Here is a 21521-nt window from a genome sequence, read left to right as displayed (position 1 = left end):
AACAAAAGCGCCCATCGCTGATACTCATAACAAAAGCGCCCATCGCTGATACTCAGACAAAAGCGCCCATCGCTGATACTCAGACAAAAGCGCCCATCGCTGATACTCATAACAAAAGCGCCCATCGCTGATACTCAGACAAAAGCGCCCATCGCTGATACTCAGACAAAAGCGCCCATCGCTGATACTTGCGCCCCTTACCTGGTGACAACTTTTGTTAGCGGCAAACTAACCCTGAGGTTTATAATTAAGAAGAAATATAGAAAAAGGTAGCTAATATCAAGTGTTGGTTCTCACAGGTTATGAATATCTCTTGGGTTTTCTCTTTATCAGCAGTTTAGTACCCATCTTAGCTTTAACAGCTTCCAAACTGCTGAGACCTAGTGGTGGTGGTCCAGAAAGACGCACTACCTATGAATCAGGAATGGAACCCATTGGGGGAGCTTGGATTCAATTCAATATCCGCTACTATATGTTTGCCCTGGTTTTTGTAGTATTTGACGTAGAAACTGTGTTTTTATATCCCTGGGCGGTAGCATTTAACCGTTTAGGATTACTCGCTTTTGTCGAAGCATTAATCTTTATCGCCATTTTAGTAATTGCTTTGGTCTACGCCTGGAGAAAAGGAGCGTTAGAATGGTCATAAAGGTAAAAGATTGTAAACTGATAAATTAATATACTGACAAATGACTTCTAAGATAAATTTTGAACAGGCAGACCCAGCTAAAATTATTCATCCTACTAATCGCGGTCGAGTTACTCAAGAACTTTCAGAAAATGTAATTTTGACTACCGTAGACGATTTGCACAACTGGGCTAGATTATCAAGTTTGTGGCCACTTCTATATGGTACGGCTTGCTGTTTCATTGAATTTGCAGCTTTAATCGGCTCCCGCTTTGATTTTGACCGTTTTGGTCTAGTACCCCGTTCTAGTCCTAGACAAGCGGATTTAATCATTACTGCGGGCACAGTTACTATGAAGATGGCTCCCGCTTTGGTACGTCTTTATGAAGAAATGCCAGACCCTAAATATGTAATTGCCATGGGCGCTTGTACTATTACTGGAGGAATGTTTAGTACTGACTCTCCTTCCGCCGTACGAGGTGTTGATAAACTGATTCCTGTAGATGTTTATATCCCCGGTTGTCCTCCTCGTCCTGAAGCGATTGTAGATGCGATAATTAAACTTAGAAAAAAAGTTGCTAACGAATCTATTCAAGAAAGAGCAACAAAATTAGAACAAACCCATCGCTACTACAGTATCCCTCATAATCTTAAACCTGTAGAGCCGATTCTTACTGGTAAGTATCTACAATCTCCTACCAGACAACAACCAGTAAAAGAATTAGCCGAAGGTCAACAACAGCCCGTAACTTCAGAGTCAATGACAGCAGTTAAGGAGGAAATTGAGCGTGACTGAGAATTCTCAACCAGAAACAGCTAATAATGAAGCTAGTAATGAGGAATTAGTTCCCGTTGGTAAAACAGCTAGTTGGTTAGCTGAGAATAATTTTGAGTGTGAAGCTTTACAAGCAGACCATTCAGGTATTGAATTAATCAAGGTTGAAGCCCAATCTCTACTAGATGTAGCTCAAGCTTTGTATAATCAAGGCTTTAACTATCTTCAATGTCAAGGCGCCTATGATTTAGGCGCGGGAAAAGAATTAGTTAGCTTCTATCATTTGACTAAAGTTGATGATAATGCTTCTAATCCTGAAGAAGTTCGTATCAAGGTTTTTTTACCTAGAGATAATCCTCGGGTGCCTTCTGTTTACTGGATTTGGAAATCAGCAGATTGGCAAGAAAGAGAAAGCTATGATATGTATGGGATTATCTACGAGGGACATCCCAATCTTAAACGAATTTTAATGCCAGAAGATTGGGTGGGTTGGCCTTTGCGTAAAGATTATATCTCCCCTGATTTTTACGAATTGCAAGACGCCTACTAAAAGGGTTATTTCCCGGATTTTTTATCCGGGAATTAGGGTATATAAATAACTATTTTGTAATTTATTATTTTAAAATACTACTATGCAATCTCATATTTGGATTAATCATTAATTAACTAAAAGCATTACCTTTGAAGATATTTCTACTCTTAAATATGACAATTTGCCTTTAGCCATACAAATAGTACCGAAAAAGCTTGAAGCGCCAGGAGCGAGATTAAAATATGTTAACTTGATTTTAGAAAACCTCTAAGAAGTAAAAAAATTCCAGTAGTATGATCAAATTGCTCAGGATGGAAACTGCTGCTAGTTTAAACCAACCAATTTTCAAAGTAAGAGTGATTGTTACAAATATTTACAAATTTGGAAAATTTTACACGGATATTTTATTTACTAAGTATAATAGTGTTCTCATCTAATTGCGTCAGACAGCCAGAATCAACAGTATATAGGTCAACATTATCATGCTCTATAATACTTTTAAACATTTGGAAGGAATTGGAGACAAGAAAGAAAAAGATCTTTGGAATTCGGGGATATTAAACTGGCATGACTTTGAAAAAAGAATCGGAAGACAATTACTCATTTTTCAAAATGTCGATGAAAATAATTATAGTATAATATCTGATTCATATAAAGCGATTCAAGAGGGGAATGCGGATTTTTTCGCTCAAAAACTATCTTTTAGGGATTATTATAGAATCGCTTTATCTTTTCCTAAGCAAACGCTATTTCTAGACATAGAAACCACAGGTCTAAGTAAATACTATGATACAATCACTTTAGTAGGTTGGAGTGTTGATAACAAATATAACATACATATTAAAGGAACAGATTCAGCTAATTTAATAACCGCTATATCAGAAGCTAAAGTGTTAGTTACTTTTAATGGCACATTATTTGACTTACCATTTCTTAAGCAAGAATTTCCTAGTTTAGAATTTCCTATAACTCATATCGATCTGAGATTTTTAAGTAAAAGATTTGGTTTTAAAGGAGGACAAAAGAAAATAGAAAAAGAATTAAAAATTCAACGTTCTTCCCCTTTAGAAAAAATTACAGGAAAAACAGCTCCGCTACTTTGGCATGATTATTGTCAAGGTAATTTAGAAGCGCTCAAACTATTAATTTATTATAATTATGCAGATATTGAAGGTATGAAACACATTTTATCTCTAATGTTAGATAAATTAATAAAAAAACAAGAAATTCCTGATAAAATTTCTCAAAAATACAATTTTTCTTATAAATCTCAAGAACTTAATATTGCTATATCAGAAAATTATGATAATCAAAGTGAGTGTTTTGAATTGAGTTTGAATAATCAACAAATTTTAATGCCAAAAATACAAGAGTATTTGTTACCATCAATAAGTGATTTCGTTTCTTCAAAACGTTTAAACGATTTTAAAATTGTTGGTATCGACTTATCGGGAAGTGAAAAGAAAAGCTCAGGGTGGTGTTTACTAAACGGCAACATTGCATATACTGAAGCTCTAAAAACTAACCACGATATCATTCAAAAAACTCTAGAAATTAAACCTCATTTAGTTGCTATTGATTCTCCTTTATCTTTACCTAAAGGGAGGAAAAGCGTAGATGATAACGATGAAAATCGTCACGCTTATGGCATAACAAGAGAAGCTGAAAGAATTTTAAAAAGACGTGGCATTAATGTTTATCCTTGTTTGATTAAAAGTATGCAAAAATTAACAGCAAGGGGAATATTTTTAGCCAATTATTTTAGAAAATTAGGAATACCTGTGATCGAAAGTTATCCAGGATCGGCGCAAGATATTTTAAGAATTCCCAGAAAACAAGTAGGACTTGAATATCTTAGAAAAGGATTAAAAGATTTTGGAATTAAAGGAGATTTTGAGCAAGAAACTGTGACGCATGATGAACTAGATGGGATTACTTCTGCCATTGTTGGTTTGTCTTTTTGGAGTGGTAAGTTTGAAAAATTAGGTAATGAAGAAGAAGAATACTTAATCATTCCTAACCCCTATCTTAGTTCTAGTATTTGGAGTGATAAAGTTATCATTGGTTTTAGTGGTGGAATTGCCTCAGGAAAAACAACAGCCAGTGAGTTTTTAGTATCTCAGGGATTTAGATATGGACGTTTTAGTAAGGTATTAAGTCAGCTTTTAGAAGAACAACAAATAGAGGTAAATCGTGAGAGCTTACAAAAAATTGGTATAGAAGTCAATCAGACCAGAGGACAAAGATGGCTATGTCAACAACTGATTAAAGAAATCCCTGGTCAAGATCAAATTGTAATTGACGGATTACGCTTTCCAGAAGATCATGCCTTCTTTAAAGAGAGATTCGGTACCGCATTCTGTCATATTCATTTAAACTTTCCTCAAGAGATTCGACGACAAAGATATATTAAACGAGGAGGAAGCAATGAAGAATTTGATAAAGCTGAATTACAGCTAACCGAGAGTAATTTAAGTAATTTACAATCTTTAGCAGATCAAGTCATTTCAGATGCTGGCGAACTAAATTTAGTGTTGTCACAAATCATCCAAACTGTAAAATGTAACTGCTTTCCTCAACAAGAAATGTTTATTGAGAATGACTAGGTGTAACAAAAAAAAGCGTAGCCGAGTAAAAGTAGTTGACAAAAAAAGGAAATGTGAAGGAAAATTGAACCATATTGGCAGTTTACCAAAACAATATTACTAATCTAGAGCAGGAGAATTTTTAAGTTTTTGAATTTCTTGATTAAGTAATTCTATTTGTTTCTCTAAAGTTTTAATTTTTTCTCTATATATTTTTTGATTAACATCTAGATTATCAATTGTTTGTTCATATTCTTTTTTTACATCATTAGTATTTTTTACATAGCTAATTGAATCTTGTATAAGTGACAAAAGGGGTACAATAATAGCCAATACAGTCAATATAAAACCGATTACAGCTCCTATAGCTATAACATTTCTAATTCTTGTTACGTTATTTTCTGCCTTTTCTGCTGATTCTTGTGCCTTTTCTGCTGATTTTTTAGAATCAAGAATTATATCAGGAAGTGAACTGCGAATAGGTTTATGTGGAGAGGCTTTACTTAAGAGATATTCGACATCTTTATCTTTTTTATCCTCTGGAAATGAAACATATTTACCTTTTCTTTGAATAATAGCTGGATTATTTTGATAAAAAGTTGTGTTGCGACTAAGCTTAGTAAATTCCATCCATATTAAGTCTTCTCCTCCTTTAAAAGTATATGAATTTGTCGTTAAATTATGTAAAGGAATCAAAAGTTTACCAACATATCCTGGGTCAACTAAGGGACCTGTTCCCAACAAAATACCTCTATGAATATGAGTTATTTTCAAATTAAAGCGTAAAGCAATATAATCAGGAATGCGGAATTTTGGTTCTATTGAAACAAAAGCAATTGAATTAGGTTGTAATATAAACTCTTGATCCTTTTCTAAATTTTCCCATTTGCTTTCATTTTCTTGATCATTTTCTTGATCATTCCAATATCTATATTTTCCTAAAATAGGTACAGCGTAGGAAGCTGATTTAAGTCCACTAGCATTGAAAGGACAAATCATCCCTGTTACTCTTACATAATCATAAACATCAGCCGAGTTCAACAGCGCTGGAATAATTTCTGGGAAAGGATCAATAGATTTATAGATATTAAACCGCCTTTGTGCTTCCCCATCACCCTCTTGAGTTTCTAAAACTTTTATATCAAAATCATCATGAGAAGAGTTGGACATAATTTACATTATTTTTGCCATTTTTGAATTTTTAATTAAAGAATCTGGACTAAAACCAAGATAATCGATTGATGATTTGATCATTGATTCTACATTACAAATAAAACGCATCACTTTTTCAGATGATTTATAAGATTCAACCCAAGAAGAGTCAATGTAATCTAGGTGATTCATGACAATGTGAGTTGGCTGATTAACCATAATCGCACTTTTTACCACTTCAGGATCAAAACGCGCTACACGTCTGATTAAGCCCGTTACAGACGTGTATTCTATAATTGATTGCTCTCCCCCACATTCATTTGTTACTGTACTCCAGTTAATTTCATTTGGCAAATAACCAGAATTTCCGGCGACTCGAATCGGAAAAGCACGTAAAACTAAAACAATTTGATCAACATCTAAAGGACTTAACCCAACTTCCGAGACAAAACCAGAAGCACTTGTATCGCGACTGGTAACATAAGGATAATCTTTTGAATGAAGTAACGATAAACCAAACCCCTGAGTTCCTTCAATAATAATTCGTTTTCCCTTATCCAAAAATTCTCTCATGAATGGTACAACAGATTTGATATACGGTTGCAAGAGAGGTTCATTTTTTGCCAGTCTGACACAATGAGATCTTTCAATTCGTCTAACAACAGATGCACCTGTACCACTTAAAGTTGAGCCTATTGTAGAACGAAGCTCACTATTTTTTTCTTTTTCTTCTTCTTTTTCTGTAATAATCATGGCATTAGGGTCAATTAATAACCTTTCTGCTGTTACACCAACCTTTTGAATTTCTTTCAATAGCACTTTTGGGTTTATATAGCTTCCTGCACCTAAAATGCAATATACATCTGGAATAATAGAAGCTGTAGGTAAATGTCGTAAAATAATAGGATTTCCTGAGTTATCAATCACAGTGTGCCCAGAATTTGACCCCCCAATTCGTACAGCCACATCAGCTTTTTGCTCACATGCTAAAAAATGAGCAGTTTTTCCTTTTCCTTCTGAGCCGAATTGTCCACCAACGATTACAGTTACTGGCATAGACTAAAGTTCATGATTTCTGTTCATGCTTTTTATTTTACCCTAACTTCTGTTTGCTTGATACATTTATTTAGACTCAATTTCAAACACAAATTTAAATAAAGATGCGAGGATCTGAGTATTGGCAGCGATCGCCCACAACAGATATGAGTAACTTTACTCGACAAACTAAAAACCAATCACCTACCCAAAACAGCCTGAGGAAGAGCAATACTGCTCGGATAAGAATCAAACATATTTCTCTTGAGAAAGCAGGGAGCACTGGAGCACTGGAGCTTCAACAGAGGGGTTTTTGGTTTTGTACTTAATCTCCTTTCAAGCTTACTCTAATCAATAATTTTCTGTTAACAAAAGCAGTATTGTGAGGAAGAGAAACAAACACTATAATCATAGACTACAGTGTTGGAGTATATCATGAGTAATTTTCTAAAATGACAGAATTAAAAAATTCTTTTCAAACTTAGCACCTCTAACAGGCTTTCCTACTAAAGCAGGAGGTAAAATTAAATTACGCCGTTGATTTCCTGCTTCTACCGTGATTTCTGGCCCAGATTGGGTTAATTTTACTTGGTCTTTGGTAAATCCTGGTAAAAATAGACGAACTTGGTTTTTACTGATATCCGCTTCTAAAGATAGAGGAATATTGCCTGGTGTCGTTAAATCCGGTAATGTATCGATTAAAATTTGCCAATCGGAGCTAGTACGACTTGGTATACTAGTAGTAGGAAGGGGACTAAATTGAGCAGCTATATCTTCTTCTAGAGAGGCTTGATTTAATAGTACTCCCGCTACAGTTAAACCTACCTGTTGCGCTGCTCCCCATAAATACTTCGCTGACGATATCGCCTCAGGCTGACTATCAATTACTAAATAAGCGGATATCCGTTGTGGGTCTCCTAATGCTGCTATTCCCTCTGATAGCATCTGATTAGTCTTATCAGTTGGTTCTGATGTTAAGTTATCAAAACTCCAGGATACATTGAGTATAGCGCTAGTTATTGGTTGTACGAAGGGTGCGATCGCTTTCCCCACATCTGATTCTGCAAACAGTTGGCGAAAACGTCTAATATACCAACTCAAAACTTCTGGTATCCCAAACATTCTTACCGTTGCGAAACTTTCTGCTCCATCATAGACTATAACATCATACTTGCCACTTGCATCATATTCTCTGATACTGTTAAGGGCTAAAGCATCATCTATTCCTGGTAAGATGGCTAATTCTTGACCATAGACATTTTTTAAGATAGGTGACCTTAAGTACTGTTTTTCTAATGCTTTTAATTGTTCCCAACTTTTTTCTAAAAGTTCTGTAGTCTGTAACTGTACTACTTGGAGATTTTCACTTATTGTTTGGGGTTCAGTTGTGAGAGTTTTTTCTAGAAGCATAGCTAGACTAGGACCGGGGTTTTGTCCTACTAACAATACACGTCTTCCTTCTTTAGCGAGTTTTTTGGCACTAGCAATAGCCATTACAGTACGTCCACTACCACCTTTGCCCAAAAAAGTCAAAATGCGAGCCATCTATCTAAATTTCCTTGATTTTTTGCTATCAGTGACTAGTTTAACTCAATAAATTACGTACTTGCATGTTAGGTATCAGGTGTCAGGTGTCAGGCTAGAGGTTCTAAATTTAATCTGGGAAAATGATTGAAGTAAAAAGTTATCGACATTTAACCGTTTGGCAAAAATCAATGGATTTGGTTGTAATCTCTTATCAATTAACTTCTCAATTTCCCAAAACTGAAATTTATCGGTTAAGTAGTTAAATACATACCCAATACCTAAAACCTAACATCTCACACCTGACACATCAGTTACTTATTTTATGCCTAGTTTACCTGTTTGATTTCGTCTTCAAAAAACCAAGTAGAGCTTTTATCGTCAAACTCTACTATTACACCTACTCCACTACCGTCGGTCATCTTGTAACCTGCTATAGTACCTGTTTTTCCCAGCTTATCAACTATTGTTGTTGAAACTCTATCTCTAAGACGATAGACTTTTACTTTTTGCCCTATTTCCATTCCTTTTTTTGTTTAAAATTATAATCCATAAACTAGTGTATCTCAACTTGACGCTATTTTCGCTTGTAATTGCGAATTCATCTCCCTCATATCTTGCACCAAAACAAAAGTACAGAAATTGGCCGACAAGGGAGAATCAATTTTTAAGCGCGATCGCCTTAATTCTTTAACTCATTACTTCAAAACTCCAAAACTTCTTTCACTTCAAAACTCCTTTCACTTCAAAACTCCTTACTTCTTACTCCTTACTCCTTACTCCTTACTCCTTACTCCTTACTCCTTACTCCTTACTCATTACTCATTACTCATTACTCAACAACAACCAGTAACATTAGGTAAAGATGCTTTGGTCTGAGTGTTCCTTGAGTTGTTGCCAGAATTCTGTTACTAATGAATTACTGCAAATAGGTCATCTGCTTTAGCATCAAGACTATCACCGGAGGTTTTACCATTGTGATAAGCTGCTAAGAGGACAGGACAAGTTTTTCCCCAAGCGATAGTGCCTGATTTATCTATAGATATGGCGCCAAAATCTCGTTGACGTTGACGAGATTCAGTGAAGGATTTGTCTATGGCTTTGGTTAGGGATAAACCATCGCTAACCCGAATCACAATTTTAGCTGCTAAACATTCATCAATAATATCTTCTCCAATCCCTGTACAGCTTACTCCCGCTTCAGTATTTGCATAGTTACCCGCAGGCATTGCTGAATCACTGACACGGCCAATTCTTTCTAAACCTTTACCCCCTGTAGAAGTACCTACAGCGATTTTACCGCTACTATCTAAAGATACTACCCCAATAGTTCCATAATTTTGGGCTACCACATTAGCCATTTTTTTCTCAAAGTTAGTTTTACGTTCTTCCATCCATTCCTGAAGACGTTTATCTGTGAGGGGATCGTAAATAGGTATATTTAACTCTCGGGATAATTCTGCGGCACCGTAATCAGATAAAACGCGATCGCTCTGTTGTTGTAATTCTTTTGCTAAATAAATGGGGTTTTTAATTCTAGAGACATTAATTATACCACTAAAGGATTGAGTTTCTCCATTCATTAAGCTACAACTCATCCGAATTTGCCCATCAGATTGAAGGACAGATCCTGTCCCCGCATTGAATATGGGGTCATCTTCGAGCAATTGACAACCTTTGATTACCGCTTCCACGGCACTGGCATCGGTTAGAAGTAAATCATAAACTTGTTGTACAATATTCGATAAGGATGCACGAACAAGTTCTTTACCTCCTTTATCTTGTAAGGAGGCACCAGCTCCTCCATGAATAATTAACTTCGGTTGTGTATTCATAATCACTTTATTACTTATTGGTTTTTTGATTTGCGTCGCCGACATCTTTCTGAACAGTATTTTACATCATCCCAGCACTTTTCCCACTTTTTGCGCCAAGTAAAAGGTAGTCCACAAACAGGGCAAATTTTTTCGGGAAGGTCTGAACGAGTTTTTTGACGTGGCATAAAAATATGGATATAACTATACTTTCTCAGATTAAAATTATTTTAGTAGAACCTGCTGGAGCTTTGAATGTTGGCTCTGTGGCTAGAGTTATGAAGAATATGGGTTTGAGTCAATTGATTTTAGTGAACCCTCATTGTAGCATTAGTGACCAAGAGGCTCGCCAAATGGCTGTCCATGGTCTTGATGTTCTAGAAAATGCTATCTTAGTTAACAGCTTACCAGAAGCCTTGACCGGTTGCCAACGGGCGATCGCCACCACTTCACATTCTCGTAGTTTAAATACCCCTTTTGAAACTCCTCGTCAAGCTTTACCATGGTTACTAGATCCTCAGTTTAACACCGCCTTAATTTTTGGTCCTGAAGATAGAGGGTTATCTAATCAAGAGTTAAATTATGCCCAAAGATTTATCTCTATTCCTGCTAATCCTGAGTATTCTTCTCTTAATTTAGCCCAGGCTGTGGCTGTTTGTGTCTATGAACTTTACCAAGTAGTTACACAATCGGATAGTGATATGTTGATAAACAAACAAGCTAAGGCTGATTTAGCTAGTTTAGATGTTTTAGAAGGCTATTATCAACAGTTAGAAACTCTACTCTTAGAAGTAGGGTTTCTCTATCCCCACACGGCTAAGGCAAGAATGGAAAAATTAAGAAGCTTTTACAATCAAGCTCAATTAACTAGGGAAGATGTTACTATGCTTAGGGGGATGCTACGTCAAATCAATTGGGCCTTAAAACAAAAAGATAGATAGAGTAAAAATATGTAATATAAGTTTTAATAATAACTAAAATTAGCTCTTAAGGCTTAAGTGCAAAAACGGTTAAAAAATCAAAATCAATTTTTTTCTTTGTAGCTTCCCTATCTTTACCATAATTTAAGAAATCTATGAACAAAAACGAATTAGTTGAAATCTGGAGAAGAATCATCATAGGAGAACAAAAATCCTGGGTGCTTTTTGAAAATGGCACTTGTATAATTTTAATGAACCCAGAATTAGATCTAGCTGAACAAGCCATTGAGTTGATAAAAGAATGGGGTCCTGTTTATCCAGGAAGTCCTGCTGGTGATTTTTCAATAATAACTTTAGATGAGGAAGATGGATGGGTGGTAACAAGTCATCATGATGATATTTTAACTTTTGTCAGCTCAGATGAAGTTGGAGATGATAGTAATAATGAATTAATAGTTGGGTTATTGGGACGTTCCAAGCGAGATAAAGATGCTAAGTCACTCGAAGTAATTCATGTTGAAGATAAAAGAAAAAACTGATAGTAATATGTTGAGATTATAATTTTCTTTTGAGCTCAAGGTTTACAATAGTATAAGTAAAAAGTAGAATTTTAATTGTACCTTTTATCATTCAAATATTTTTAACATTAGCAATAAAAGATTTAGTTGATTTAGCAGATCAAGCTTTATATTTAGCTAAAAGTCAAGGACGCGATCGCCTAGCAACCATTCTTTAACAGTTTTTTAACTAAACTCATATCAAAGCACCAGAACTTATGTACTAAATTAACCTCAGAAAAAGTTCATTTCTCTTTCGCCTAAGAAAAGTAGCAAAGGTCATCCGTTCCCCGGATTTAAAATCCGGGGCGATAGATGACCGCCCATACGCGGTCAACCAATTTTTAAGCGTTGAGTATTAATTCTTTAACTCATTACTCATTACTCATTACTCCAAAACTTCTTAATTCTTACTTCAAGACTTCAAGACTTCAAGACTTCTTACTTCAAAACTCATTACTTCAAAACTCATTACTCATAATTCATCCACAACCAGTAAATGAGTGATAAAGATGCAAGTCTGAGTAAAGCTGGCGATCGCCCTTTGAACGGTTACTTCTTAACAAACGGTTTCCAAAGCTAATTTGACACGCACAATAACTACTATCTCGGTTTCTTGGTCTAAAAACTCGGTTAACTTGTTAATAATTTTAGTTTTCAAATGACTATTTTCCCCTGTTACCGTACTAGCTAGAGATTCTAAACCAACTACACTGGCGTAACGAACCACCCATTCTCCATCCTGTAAGGCTAAAATCAAAGCATCTAAAGCTTTTTCCTGACCTGAGATAATCTCCTCAGGAGGCAATAGAGACCAAGTAATATTACCTAAGCCTTTAGCAGCGGCACGGCGCACACTTTGGGAAAAATCATTAGTAGCGGAATAGATAAGTAAATCTAAAGTACGGGGATCGCCGATTTGGGCAAATACTCTCACTGCCCAAGCCCTAGCACCATAGTTGTAATTATCAACTTTTTCTAGTAGGGGAGTAACGGCGATTGAGCCTAACTGCACTAACCCATTAACAGCAGCTACCGCAGCACCAGGGTTATTATATCCTAGTACTGCAATCAGGGTAGAAATTGCTTCGGGATCTTGTTTTGTTGCTAAAGCTTGTACCGCTTGTACCAAACTTCTGGCAGAAGTGGCCGTTTCTACTTGCTTGATTAAAGTTTCGGTAGAATTAGTCACAATAATTCGTCCATTATCTTAATTATTTCAATGCTGCGCTCAGATGGTTGAGAATTTTTCTCTAATTCTGGCTCTACTAAATTTTTCAGGGCTATTAGCTTTAAACTATTTTCTGCATAGGTATTAGCGATCGCCTCAGCGCCTTTGAGATAACCACTAGCCCCCAAATCAATCAATGCTGAGCGCCGTATTTGTAATTCTGGGTTTCTCAAAGTTTCTATTAACATTTCTCCGTAGATATCATTATTTGTTAATTGATATAGTGCTCTAGCTGCGGCCGATTTTATTTTAGCTAGGGGATGCTCTAAAAATGGTTCAATTTCTGTGATTGCTGTTTTTGCTTGCAAAGTCCCTAAAGCTTCAATTATTGCTTCATAGGGCTGCACTAAATAGGGTTTTCCTGGCACTGTTATTGCTGCTTCTACCCCTCCTGCTAATAATTGTACAAGAGGATTAATCGCCCGTTTATCTCCTATTGTTTCTAAGGCTTGGGCTGCTGCTTCTCTCACGTAGTAGTCTTCAAAACTTAAACAACCGATTAAGGGCTCTACTGCTTTAGTATCTCCTATTTTACCTAAGGCTCTAGCCGCATTGCGTCTCAGGGGATAACCACCGTCTGGGGCTCTATCTTCTTCATCTTCTAAAGCCTCTAACAATGCTGTCACTGCTTCTGTGTCTTCAACTCGAAAACGCCCTAGCCACCAGGCTGCATAGTATCTTAAACCCAGGTCTTCTTTTTGACGAAGATTGGCGAGCGCCGATTCTACTGTTAACTCTGATGCTGTTTGATTGTCTTCTTTCATATCTTCCCACTACAAAGCCTGGATTTGTAGACAAATACTAGTTTTACAACCATTTATCTGCCTACTTTACCAGGCTAGTTTTACCTTTTTTTTTATCAGGCGATATTATCTGCTCTTAATTTTTATTAGCTTAGAGCGTTGATTGCATAATCTAAGTAGGAGTTAGCTTCTACTGCTGGATCTCCACTTAAACCATGATTAGCTTTGATGTGTTTTAGAGCTTCGATGTACCAGCTTGGGGATAATTCAAAGCTACGGTTTATTTCATCAATACCAGCTAATAGGTACTCATCCATCGGACCAGTTCCACCTGCTACTAGGCAGTATGTTACCATACGTAGGTAGTAACCGATGTCACGAGAACATTTGTTTTTTCCTTCTTGAGTAGCTGCGTAGTTTGGTCCTTGAGTGCTAGTAGTGTAAGGGAATTTGTTGTACACTGCTTGAGCTGCTCCATCGATTAGACGTTGGGAGTTTTCAGTTAAGCTTTTTGCTGCTTGTAGGCTTGCATTAGCTTGTTTGAAGCGACCGAAAGCGATTTGGATTTCGGTGCTGCTTAAAAAACGTCCTTGAGAATCTGCTGCTGATACTGCTTCGGTTAAGGGGGTTTTCATGATTTTTTCTCCTGATTTTTTTCTTGATTTTCTATTCTTTGATTTGATTTCAATTGATTTGTTAATTCCAAAACTATGCTACTGCTTGAGCTGCACGGTCAAAGTAGCTGGAAATTTCAGACATTAACGCGCTGCAATCACCAGGAGTGATGTTGTTGTTATCATTTGCAATCGCTATTGCTGCATCTTTCATTTTTTGTACTCCTACTGCTACCGAAGCACCTGGAGTACCTAGCGCGATGTAAGTTTCACGTAACCCGTTTAAGCAACGATCTTCTAGTACACTTGCATCACCTGAGAAGATTGCATAAGTTACATAGCGTAAAATGATTTCCATGTCTCTTAAGCAAGCTGCCATACGGCGGCTAGTGTAAGCATTTCCACCAGGAGCAATTAATTGAGGTTGCTCTGCAAACAAAGCACGTGCTGCATTGGTAACAATCGCAGAGGCGTTGCTAGTAATACGGTTTACTGAATCCATGCGTTTGTTGCTTTCGCTTACCATGTTGTTTAAAGCATCTAGTTGATCGCTAGATAAAAATTCACCGCGTGTGTCTGCTTGTGATACTACTCTAGTAAAAGCGTCGTACATTTACTTAAATCTCCTGTTTGTTTTTTTGTTGCTTATCTTTTGTTTGTTTTTTGCTTTTTTATTTTGACAAAGTTTTTTTCTCTATATGAGAGACTTTTTTTCTTTGCCTTTTTAAAAAAGTGAAACTTGTCAATCATTTTTCGGGTTTAATGTTTGCTTATTTCATTACCCCCTCAGCTTATTTTTATACTATCTTTTTTTACCTTTTTTTGTTACACATTGTTAACTTGTTAAATCGTTTTCTTCATACTTCTTTACATACTTTGTTTTTTCGCTTAGGTATTATTACTTAAGTCTATTATTTTCTATAGGTGAAAATTCTATTCATATAAAGATTTTAGCTGACTTTTGTTTACTGTTATGACTTTACTACTTTAATACTTACTCGAAACATTCCTTTACAATTTCTCTAAGTCTTGGTAAAATTTGTTACCAAACTTAAAATTTGTTAACTTATTTTTTACTTAATTGACCTAGTTTTTCCTATTTAAGCCAGGGAAAAGCACGAATCAATTCAGTAGTAGCATTACCTCACATCTTCCACCAGTACTTATGTACCAAATTATTGTGAGAAGAAAGTTCATTTCTCTTTCGCCTAAGAAAAGAGTCAAGAGAACAAAAGTACTGAATACGCCTTTTTGGTCAACCAATTTTTAAGCGCGATCGCCTTAATTCTTTAACTCATTACTCATTACTTCAAGACTTCAACAATCATTATGGTGCGTTACGGGCTGCGCCCTAACACACCCTACTAATGCTACTAATGCTGCTTCAAAACTTCTTTCACTTCAAGACTTCTTACTTCAAAACTTATTACTTCAAAACTCATTACTCAACTTCAACCAGTAACATTAGGTAAAGATGCAAGATCTCAGATTACGGTTGTATCAGCGTCCGTGGGAAAGAACAAGTTGCATATTTATTTATATAGTTATATAAACAAACTTTGAGATAATTTATTAGTCTTTTCTACTAAAGAGGGTAATTCAACAGTAGTAAGTTGACCTTGATCAACAACTTTCTTACCATTAATAAAGCTGTAATCAACCCCACTAACCTGACAAAAGATTAAAGCCGCTACCAAATCATGAGCGCCAGCTAATTCTGGGCGATCGCAATTAATCGCGATGAAATCTGCCGACATTCCTGGGGCTAGATAACCAATATCATCACGTCCTAACACTTTAGCACCCCCTAAGGTAGCAATAGAGAGCATTTCTCTAGCAGACATCACGGTAGCGTCACAATCTCTAACCCGGGCTAATAAAAAGGCGGTTCTCGCTTCTTGTAGTAAATTTCCGGTATCATTAGAGGCAGAACCATCTACTCCTAAGCCTACAGGTACATGGTGATTAAGCATTTTGCGAATTGGGGCGATACCACTACCTAGGCGCATATTACTACAGGGACAATGGGCTACTCCTGTACCTGTTTGACCAAATTTACGAATAGTTGGGTCTGTAAGTTGTACACAGTGAGCGTGCCACACATCATTTCCTAGCCAGCCTACTGATTCTGCATATTCTCCCGGAATTGAGCCGAAATTTGCTAAACTATATTCTACATCAGCGATATTTTCGGCTAAATGGGTATGTAGTCTTACTCCTGGATAGGTACGGGCCATTTTGGCTGATTCTCGCATTAAATCTTGAGTCACGGAAAAAGGAGAACAGGGGGCTAGGGTAATTCTTAACATACTATGCCGAGAGTTATCGTGATACTCTTCGATAATCCGTTGAGAATCTTTTAAGATATCTGCTTCTTTTTCGACTAGGTTATCAGGAGGTAATCCCCCTTGACTTTCCCCAACACTCATACTGCCTCGACTCGCATGGAAGCGTAATCCTATAGCCTTGATAGCGGCAATTTCATCATCTAGGGTGCAGTTATTGGGGAAGAGATAGAGATGATCACTTGCCGTTGTACAACCGGATAAAATCAACTCAGCAGCAGCCATTTGACATCCAGTATACAAAGCCTCGGGAGTTAATTTTTGCCAAGGTTTATAGAGACTTTTTAACCATTCAAACAAGGTGCCATTTTGGGCCTCTGGTACAACTCTAGTTAATACTTGATAGAAGTGGTGGTGAGTATTTACTAATCCTGGTAAAACTAAATATCGGTTGTTTAAATCGAGAATTTCATCAGCAGTTGTGGGTAACTCTCTGGTTGTTCCCACCTGTTCAATAATATGATCACGAATAAATAATGCACCTTGGTTAATTTCTCTTTTTTCCTCATCCATGGTGATGAGGGTATGAATATTTTTGATTAATAAAGTAGCCATAATGATAATTTAAGAAATATTTAAGAACAAAGAAACCATAAAACTTATTCCTATAGTAATTAACAATATACCCAAGCAATCATTTTTTGATGAGAGTTGAGGGGGTTTTAACCAAAAGTTAAATAATTTTCGTACTAAAGGCATGACAATCCAAGTTAACAGAGAACAACTAATGATATTTGAAACCAGAATGGCGATCGCCACTGGCCAAGATTCTATAATTTGCCAACGGGAGAAGATAATAGTTTCTGTCATCACTGTGGGATATAGTCCAAATAAAACAGTTAAAGCTTGTTTCCACTGAGGTAGATTATTTTGACGTATTAACCAGTCTTCAAAGCTATTTTTATAGGCAATCAAGCGATAAAATCCCAATTGTTCGCGACGATTTCTAATTAACTGATGGCGAGTATCTGAGTCTAACCAAATGGTCAAATTTTCTGGAGTATCAAAGTGGATAACTGTGTACCATTTGTCTCTAATTCCGTGGCTAGGAGGAAAATTATCAGTTCTTAAATAACCGGGAAATTCACGGGAAGCTTTAATAATTTTTTCTTGCCAGCGTAAAAAAGCCTCTGTTTTTTCTGGAGGTATGTGTTGTTCTATGATGAAGCTTACAGAAGAATTATTTTGACTTAGTTTACTCATAAACTTGTGGGATTCTGAAGCAAAAATAACTTCAACTACCTCTATAGGTACTGTAGGACCAAGGAGAGGCTAACAGGGGGACATGGTAATGTTGTTCTGGGTTAGCAATGCCAAACCGTAAAGGTACAGTATCTAAAAAAGGTGGTTCTGGCAAGTTATTTAAATACTCTTTAAAATAGGCGCCTACTTGAAAAACTAGTTCATAGGTGCCTTGTTTCAAATCATCTCCCGTTAATAGAGGTTGATTTGTTCTGCCATCTTCGTTAGTCTTTCCCGTTAGCAGCAGGGTTTTTTCTCCCGATTGGCAATCTATTGACCACAATTCTAGATAAATTCCGGCGGCAGGTCCACCTTTTACTGTATCCAATACATGTGTTGTTAATTTACCAGACATTGATTAATTTTCCTTTGTATATTTTTTCATTATAGCGATCGCTTTTTATTTTATTTTACGTCTTGTCAAGTATATAAGTACCAAAACCGATTTGACATACACAAGTCTTTAAATTTACTCTCTTCGCTCTTAGAAAAGCAGATTGTTTTTCTTTGTAATCTTTTATTTTTTGTTCTTCAGTTAACTTGACAATACCCTATAATTATTGTTTATGGTTAACAAAGTTCAAATATATAATTACACTAACTAACCATTTTAATGCTTTAGCAAAAGTAGAAGCTCTTAAAGTGTATCGTTCGGAATAATTAAATAAATATGTATATAACTTCAAAATATTTCCAGAAATTGTCTCAGCAAATCTGATTCAACGGCATATCATCTGTTAACTCTGTTGTTGATTCAGGAGAGATTAAATCATTTATATTTCTCTGGACAGTTTGACAGATTTCATCTAATTGTAAGTCATTGGGATCGTAACCGAAGGGATTTTCTATCTCCATGCTAATCTCTTTAATTCCAATTAAGGCATAACTGACTAAAGCAGTTATACATGGTGTTAACCAACCAGATGTGGCTACTAGCTGAAAAGGTAGTGTTAAGCAGTAAATAAATATAAATTGTCTCAGGTGTATAGAATAGGCTAGAGGAATAGAAGTTTTCAAAATGCGATCGCATCCCCCCAGGGCATCTACTAGGGTATCTAAATGTTTAAACATCTCCGTGAGTTGATAAATGCTAATTTTGTCAGATTTATGCTGTTTTTGCAAATATTCCGTTAACCACAAAGCAATAATTAAAGGTGGGCGATCGCTATTTTCCAATCTCTTATATTGTTGTGATGTTAATAATTTTGCCAATTCTGAGTCAACTTTTTGCCAACGTAGATGGAGTTTAACACTAATAGCAAAAGCAACTAGTAAATTGATAGCTTGAGTTTTTTCTTGTTTGTCTGATGGGGTTTTTGCTTCGATTACCACATAAATAGTTCGTGCTAGATTATATATAGTGTTAGCTATATTCCCCCAGAGTTTGCGTCCTTCCCAAAACCTGCTGTAAGCTGCATTAGTCCTAAACACTAAAAGTAAGGCTAAAACAATACTAGGTACATCACTAGTCAATATATCTAAAGAAATGGAGGTATATCCCAATTTATAGATAATAGTAACTAGTAGGGCAAACACAGTAGAGTATAGTATCCTAGGCAATACCTTAGGAATAATTGAACTTTGTAACTTTGTTAGTAACTTAAACCAATTTCCTTCTTCTAGATAAATTGGTGGTGGTAATGTAGTCATTTAGAGATTTTGTTTAACCATGTTATTTAGCTTATCAAATACTCTTGATGGTTTCTACAACATAATTAAAATCTTCTTTACTCAGACGATGATGCAATGGTAACACAAAGGTGCAATTGGCGCATTTTTTAGCTATGGGATAGTCATTAGCTTCAAATCCAAATCTAATTTGATAGTAGCTTAACAAATGAATCGCTAAACTACTAATACGAGTTTCAATTCCCATCGAAGCTAAATATTCCATGGTGTCATTGCGAGACATTGGAGATATCTCTTCATCAACGTAGCAAACGTATTTTTGCCAGGTGTGAGTGTAATTTTCGGGAACATAAGGAGTTTTTAACCATGGTATTGAAGCTAATTCTTTTGTATAAAATTCTGCACCCTTACGTTTAGCTGCGAGTAAATCCTCTAATTTGAATAGTTGGCTTAAGCCAATTGCTCCTTGTATTTCGCTCATATTGTAGTGAAACCCAAGAAAGCTAAATCTAGGAACTGAATAAGGTTTTTTTCCCAATTCTTTGGTAGCGGCGGAAGTAGTTGCTCCATGATTGCGGAGAATTATGAGTTTTTCAGCCAAATCTTGATCATTTGTTGTAATCATTCCTCCTTCACCTGTCGTAATCACTTGCTGAGGATGTAGAGAAAAAGCGGCAACTTTTCCTAAAGACCCTGCGGATTTTTTCCCATACTTACTGCCAATTGCTGCACTAGCATCTTCTATAATAGGAATATTTGGAGCTACCGAGATGAGTCCTTGGATATCAGCGCATAAACCGAAATTATGAGTAACAATTATCGCTTTGGTGCGTCTATTTACTTGATTGGCTACTCCTTGGATATCTAAGTTATAGGTATCTGGAGCTACATCTACCAGGACAGGTGTAGCTCCACAGTATAGTACCACATTAGCTACTCCGACCCAAGCTAAAGCAGGAATAATTACTTCATCACCTGTTTCTATTCCTAGAGCTACTAAAATTATATGAAGGGCACTAGTACTGTTATTAGTGGCAATACCGTATTTAGCACCATGTTTTTTAGCAAAAGCGGCTTCAAAAGCTGCAACTCTTACTCTTTTGGTTAAATTATCATTAACCAAGACTTCACGCAACGCTCTCCAATCTTTTTCATCAGTAGGTGAACTATAACAAGTTATTTTGGGTTTTTGATTCATTTTATTTAATCGGTTTGCTGGTTTCAGGTGTTAGGTCATTCATTCCCTGGATTTTAAATCCAGGCATGGAAATGTCCCCATAACCTCGGTGTATCTACTTATCTACTCTGATATACTAATCTCAAACCATTCTACCTAAAACTCAGATCTTGCATCTTTACCCAAAGTTACTTGTGGATGAATCTTGAAGTAATGAGTAATGAGTTTTGAAGTAATGAGTAATGAGTAGTTGTAGGGTGTGAAGCGTGCGAAGCCCGTAACGCACCAAACATGAGTAATGAGTAATAAGTAATAAGTAATGAGTAATGAGTAGTTGTAGGGTGCGAACTTCGCATGGAGCGCGTAACGCACCGTCAGTTGAGTAATAAGTAATAAGTAATGAGTAATGAGTAAGAAGGTAGCCTGTACGTAGCCTGTAGGTTGGGCCATTGGTCACTACACCCAACAAACATGAGTAATGAGTAATAAGTAATGAGTAATGAGTAGTAATGAGTAGTACTTGTAGTAGGTTGCGTTAGGCCGAAGATTTCTGTGGAAAATCACAATTAAGCCTGTAGGTTGGGTTGAGGCACGAAACCCAACAGTATAAAAGTAGTTGTAGTGTGTGTTAGGGCGAAGCCCTTAACGCACCAAACATGAGTAATGAGTTTTGAAGTAATAAGTAATGAGTAAGAAGGTAGCCTGTACGTAGCCTGATTCTCCCTTGTCGGCCAATTTCTGTACTTTTGTTTTGGTGCTTTGATATGAGTTAACGCACCCTACAGAATATTTATTTATTATTTTATGCTACACAAGGGGCGAACTCCCCCCTACGAACAGTATAACTTAATGACTAGATAATTGTCAAGGAAGAATAAAGAATCAAAAATGGAAATTCTCACACCCCTTAACTATTTACTTCCTGATTAGATAAAATAAAACCTAAAACAAAACGAAGCGAGAAACAAACAAATGAAAGTAGCCCAACACCACAACGAATGGCTATCATTAATAGATGAGT

At 36.3% G+C, this 21521-nt stretch carries 21 protein-coding genes; 6 read left to right on the top strand and 15 right to left on the bottom strand.

What is annotated here, in order from left to right:
- The first annotated feature begins 283 nt into the window (after nucleotides 1-283).
- From ndhC to MW688_RS07995, 4 genes are all read left to right on the top strand, one after another.
- The gene (ndhC, locus tag MW688_RS08010) at nucleotides 284-646 is read left to right on the top strand and encodes a photosynthetic/respiratory NAD(P)H-quinone oxidoreductase subunit C (protein ID WP_486735430.1); all 363 of its coding nucleotides are present in this window, start codon (nucleotides 284-286) and stop codon (nucleotides 644-646) included.
- Nucleotides 647-686: 40 nt separating this feature from the next.
- On the top strand, nucleotides 687-1421 hold the full coding sequence (locus tag MW688_RS08005) for an NADH dehydrogenase subunit K (RefSeq protein WP_486735429.1): 735 nt from the start codon (nucleotides 687-689) through the stop codon (nucleotides 1419-1421).
- Nucleotides 1414-1950 (top strand): NAD(P)H-quinone oxidoreductase subunit J, encoded by a 537-nt coding sequence (locus MW688_RS08000; protein WP_486735428.1) that lies wholly within the window; start codon nucleotides 1414-1416, stop codon nucleotides 1948-1950. The genes MW688_RS08005 and MW688_RS08000 overlap by 8 nt, the downstream gene beginning before the upstream one ends.
- 464 nt (nucleotides 1951-2414) lie before the next feature.
- Nucleotides 2415-4538: a ribonuclease H-like domain-containing protein gene (locus MW688_RS07995; RefSeq protein WP_486735427.1), complete on the top strand. Its 2124-nt coding sequence runs from the start codon at nucleotides 2415-2417 to the stop codon at nucleotides 4536-4538.
- A gap of 99 nt (nucleotides 4539-4637) precedes the next feature.
- On the opposite strand, the gene MW688_RS07990 is transcribed toward MW688_RS07995, so the two are convergent.
- The 6 genes from MW688_RS07990 to MW688_RS07965 form a co-directional block, all read right to left on the bottom strand.
- Nucleotides 4638-5687 carry a dCTP deaminase domain-containing protein gene (locus tag MW688_RS07990; RefSeq protein WP_486735426.1) on the bottom strand — a complete coding sequence of 350 codons (1050 nt, stop codon included), beginning with the start codon at nucleotides 5685-5687 and terminating at the stop codon, nucleotides 4638-4640.
- A 3-nt stretch (nucleotides 5688-5690) separates the two neighbouring features.
- The gene (locus MW688_RS07985) at nucleotides 5691-6725 is read right to left on the bottom strand and encodes an adenylosuccinate synthetase (RefSeq protein WP_486735425.1); all 1035 of its coding nucleotides are present in this window, start codon (nucleotides 6723-6725) and stop codon (nucleotides 5691-5693) included.
- A gap of 426 nt (nucleotides 6726-7151) precedes the next feature.
- Nucleotides 7152-8249, bottom strand: a complete 1098-nt coding sequence (locus tag MW688_RS07980; protein ID WP_486735424.1) for a Get3/ArsA fold putative tail anchor-mediating ATPase NosAFP — start codon at nucleotides 8247-8249, stop codon at nucleotides 7152-7154.
- 308 nt (nucleotides 8250-8557) lie between these two features.
- Nucleotides 8558-8752 (bottom strand): cytochrome b6f subunit PetP, encoded by a 195-nt coding sequence (gene petP, locus MW688_RS07975; RefSeq protein ID WP_486735423.1) that lies wholly within the window; start codon nucleotides 8750-8752, stop codon nucleotides 8558-8560.
- A gap of 387 nt (nucleotides 8753-9139) precedes the next feature.
- Nucleotides 9140-10063 (bottom strand): isoaspartyl peptidase/L-asparaginase, encoded by a 924-nt coding sequence (locus tag MW688_RS07970; protein ID WP_486735422.1) that lies wholly within the window; start codon nucleotides 10061-10063, stop codon nucleotides 9140-9142.
- A 14-nt stretch (nucleotides 10064-10077) separates the two neighbouring features.
- The gene (locus MW688_RS07965; protein WP_486735421.1) at nucleotides 10078-10230 is read right to left on the bottom strand and encodes a DUF2256 domain-containing protein; all 153 of its coding nucleotides are present in this window, start codon (nucleotides 10228-10230) and stop codon (nucleotides 10078-10080) included.
- Between the two features lie 6 nt (nucleotides 10231-10236).
- On the opposite strand from MW688_RS07965, the gene MW688_RS07960 reads away from it, so the two are divergent.
- Entirely contained in the window at nucleotides 10237-10983 is a 747-nt protein-coding gene (locus tag MW688_RS07960) for an RNA methyltransferase (protein WP_486735420.1), read from the top strand.
- Nucleotides 10984-11117: 134 nt separating this feature from the next.
- Nucleotides 11118-11501 (top strand): hypothetical protein, encoded by a 384-nt coding sequence (locus MW688_RS07955; protein ID WP_486735419.1) that lies wholly within the window; start codon nucleotides 11118-11120, stop codon nucleotides 11499-11501.
- A gap of 577 nt (nucleotides 11502-12078) precedes the next feature.
- On the opposite strand, the gene cpcF is transcribed toward MW688_RS07955, so the two are convergent.
- The 9 genes from cpcF to MW688_RS07910 all read right to left on the bottom strand — a co-directional run bounded on the left by cpcF (nucleotide 12079) and on the right by MW688_RS07910 (nucleotide 20521).
- Entirely contained in the window at nucleotides 12079-12711 is a 633-nt protein-coding gene (gene cpcF / locus MW688_RS07950) for a C-phycocyanin alpha-cysteine-84 phycocyanobilin lyase subunit CpcF (RefSeq protein WP_486735418.1), read from the bottom strand.
- Nucleotides 12708-13514: a C-phycocyanin alpha-cysteine-84 phycocyanobilin lyase subunit CpcE gene (gene cpcE / locus MW688_RS07945; RefSeq protein ID WP_486735417.1), complete on the bottom strand. Its 807-nt coding sequence runs from the start codon at nucleotides 13512-13514 to the stop codon at nucleotides 12708-12710. Before cpcE ends, cpcF begins: the two co-directional genes overlap by 4 nt.
- Nucleotides 13515-13639: 125 nt before the next feature.
- The gene (gene cpcA / locus MW688_RS07940) at nucleotides 13640-14128 is read right to left on the bottom strand and encodes a C-phycocyanin subunit alpha (RefSeq protein ID WP_486735416.1); all 489 of its coding nucleotides are present in this window, start codon (nucleotides 14126-14128) and stop codon (nucleotides 13640-13642) included.
- A 73-nt stretch (nucleotides 14129-14201) separates the two neighbouring features.
- A complete protein-coding gene (gene cpcB, locus MW688_RS07935) occupies nucleotides 14202-14720 on the bottom strand; it encodes a C-phycocyanin subunit beta (protein WP_486735415.1) in 519 nt (172 codons plus the stop codon).
- A gap of 931 nt (nucleotides 14721-15651) precedes the next feature.
- The gene (locus tag MW688_RS07930) at nucleotides 15652-17007 is read right to left on the bottom strand and encodes an 8-oxoguanine deaminase (RefSeq protein ID WP_486735414.1); all 1356 of its coding nucleotides are present in this window, start codon (nucleotides 17005-17007) and stop codon (nucleotides 15652-15654) included.
- Between the two features lie 9 nt (nucleotides 17008-17016).
- Nucleotides 17017-17655 carry a hypothetical protein gene (locus tag MW688_RS07925; protein ID WP_486735413.1) on the bottom strand — a complete coding sequence of 213 codons (639 nt, stop codon included), beginning with the start codon at nucleotides 17653-17655 and terminating at the stop codon, nucleotides 17017-17019.
- Between the two features lie 31 nt (nucleotides 17656-17686).
- Nucleotides 17687-18049 (bottom strand): hydroxyisourate hydrolase, encoded by a 363-nt coding sequence (uraH, locus tag MW688_RS07920; protein WP_486735412.1) that lies wholly within the window; start codon nucleotides 18047-18049, stop codon nucleotides 17687-17689.
- A 350-nt stretch (nucleotides 18050-18399) separates the two neighbouring features.
- Complete coding sequence (locus tag MW688_RS07915; protein WP_486735411.1) at nucleotides 18400-19344, bottom strand: bestrophin family protein; 945 nt, start codon at nucleotides 19342-19344, stop codon at nucleotides 18400-18402.
- A gap of 34 nt (nucleotides 19345-19378) precedes the next feature.
- Nucleotides 19379-20521, bottom strand: coding sequence for a DegT/DnrJ/EryC1/StrS family aminotransferase (locus tag MW688_RS07910; RefSeq protein WP_486735410.1), 1143 nt, complete (start codon nucleotides 20519-20521; stop codon nucleotides 19379-19381).
- Between the last annotated feature and the right edge of the window lie 1000 nt (nucleotides 20522-21521).

This window comes from Johannesbaptistia floridana, from assembly GCF_057440575.1.
Note: the sequence above shows the minus strand (reverse complement) of the source record. Positions and strands in the feature narration are given on the sequence as shown.